The 226-nt window shown below is 42.5% G+C and carries 1 pseudogene; it reads left to right on the top strand.

Annotated elements, in window-relative coordinates:
• Nucleotides 1-184 (top strand): annotated as a pseudogene (locus KTE19_RS13825) (transposase); the annotation flags it as partial.
• Between the last annotated feature and the right edge of the window lie 42 nt (nucleotides 185-226).

The raw sequence follows: 226 nt of genomic DNA, 5'->3' as shown, positions 1-226 counted from the left end.
GCCTCGAAAATATGACCTCTACGAGGTCTTCTGTGCGGTCCTATATGTCTTGAAAACCGGTTGCCAATGGCGTCAAGTCCCTGGTGATTTCCCAGAATGGCGGTCAGTTTACAACTATTACAAAATTTGGTCAACTAAAGCTGAACCTACGGCTGATTCTTTATTGGAACAAGTTTTAAAAAAATTGTCATTGCTCGGCGAACTTACCAAGGACGTTCAGCTTTAA

The sequence above is a fragment of the Lentilactobacillus dabitei genome (assembly GCF_019061365.1).
GTDB classification, from domain to species: domain Bacteria; phylum Bacillota; class Bacilli; order Lactobacillales; family Lactobacillaceae; genus Lentilactobacillus; species Lentilactobacillus dabitei.
Note: the sequence above shows the minus strand (reverse complement) of the source record. Positions and strands in the feature narration are given on the sequence as shown.